The sequence below is a fragment of the Falsiroseomonas oryzae genome (genome assembly GCF_027856955.1).
In the GTDB taxonomy this organism is placed as follows: Bacteria; Pseudomonadota; Alphaproteobacteria; order Acetobacterales; family Acetobacteraceae; genus Falsiroseomonas; species Falsiroseomonas oryzae.
This window is the reverse complement of the sequence record NZ_JAPSMD010000767.1, coordinates 1-1,427: the sequence shown is the minus strand read 5'-3', so window position 1 is coordinate 1,427 and position 1,427 is coordinate 1. Positions and strand designations below refer to the sequence as shown.

Here is a 1,427-nt window from a genome sequence, read left to right as displayed (position 1 = left end):
CCTGGGTGGATACGGCGGTCGCCGGGGCGGCGCGCGCGGCCGGCGCCTGCGCGCTGCTCGGCGCCATGACGCCGACGGAGGTCCGCGCCGCGCTGGCGGCCGGGGCCGATGTGGTGAAGGTCTTCCCGGCCTCCTCCGCCGGCGGGCCGGCGCACATCAAGGCGCTGCGCAGCGTGTTCCCCGATGTCGCCTTCTGCCCGACCGGCGGCGTGGATGCGCGCAACGCGCCGGACTACCTGGCGGCCGGCGCGGCCTTCGTCGGCATCGGCGGCAGGCTGGTGGACGAGGCGCTGCTGGCGCGTGGCGACCGCGCCGCGGTGGAGCAGGCCGCGCGCGACGTGCTGGGGATCATGCAGGCATGACCGGGCTCATCTGCTTCGGCGAGCCGATGCTGGAATTCAACCAGCTGCCTGATGCCGGCGACGGGCGCCGCCTCTACCTGGAAGGCTTCGGCGGCGACGCCTCCAACGCCGCCATCGCCGCGGCGCGCAGCGGTGCAAAGGTGGCCATGCTGACCGCGCTGGGCGAGGACCGCGCCGGCGCCGCCTTCCGCGCGCTGTGGCAGGCGGAAGGCGTGGACGACAGCGCCGTGCGCACCGACCGCGACGCGCCGACCGGCATCTACTTCGTCACTCATGACGCACAGGGCCACCACTTCACCTTCCACCGCAAGGGCAGCGCCGCCGCCCGGCTCCGCCCGGCCGACCTGCCGGAGGCGGCGATCCGCGACGTCCGCGCGCTGCACCTCTCGGGCATCACGCTCGGCATCTCCGACGCATCCTGCGACGCGGCCTTCCGCGCCATGCAGCTTGCGCGGGAAGCCGGGGCAACGGTGTCCTTCGACACTAACCTTCGCCTGCGGCTCTGGCCGCTCGACCGGGCGCGCGCCTGCATCCATGCCGCGGTGGCAATGAGCGACATCGCCTTCCCCTCGCTTGAGGACGCGCGCGCCCTGACCGGGCTGGAGGACGCCGAAGCCATCGCCGAGTTCTACCTGCGGCTCTGCCCCCTGGTGCTGCTGAAGCTGGGACCGGAAGGCGTGCTGGTCGCGGATGCGACCGGCCGCAGCCGCGTGCCGGGCTTTCCGGTCCAGGCAATCGACGCCACCGGCGCCGGCGACACCTTCGCCGGCGCCTTCCTGGCGCGTCGCCTGGCCGGCGACGCGCTGCCGGATGCCGCGCGCTACGCCAACGCCGCCGCCGCGCTCTCGACGCTGGGCTACGGCGCCGTCGCGCCGATCCCGCGCGAGGCGGAGGTCATGGCCTTCCTGGCGTCAGCACCATGACATGCGTCGCCGACGCCTCGCCCACCGTGCGCAGGAGGCCGCACGCTTCGTAGAAGGCGAAGGCCGCCGCGGGCGCGCGCACGCGCAGCCGCGGCCACCCGGCCTCCCGCGCCGCCGCCGCGATGGCGGCCAGCAGCGCCCG

General features: G+C 75.3%; 2 protein-coding genes. Both read left to right on the top strand.

What is annotated here, in order from left to right:
- The coding region (locus tag OZN99_RS31490; protein WP_408611991.1) for a bifunctional 4-hydroxy-2-oxoglutarate aldolase/2-dehydro-3-deoxy-phosphogluconate aldolase at window positions 1-362 on the top strand (362 nt) is incomplete at its 5' end.
- Window positions 359-1,285, top strand: coding sequence for a sugar kinase (locus OZN99_RS31485; RefSeq protein ID WP_270939131.1), 927 nt, complete (start codon window positions 359-361; stop codon window positions 1,283-1,285). The genes OZN99_RS31490 and OZN99_RS31485, both read left to right, overlap by 4 nt.
- Window positions 1,286-1,427: the final 142 nt, after the last annotated feature.

What these genes read in the sequence shown, in the direction of transcription:
- OZN99_RS31485 (WP_270939131.1), top strand. Translation starts at nt 359, where the DNA reads ATGACCGGGCTCATCTGCTTCGGCGAGCCGATGCTGGAATTCAACCAG.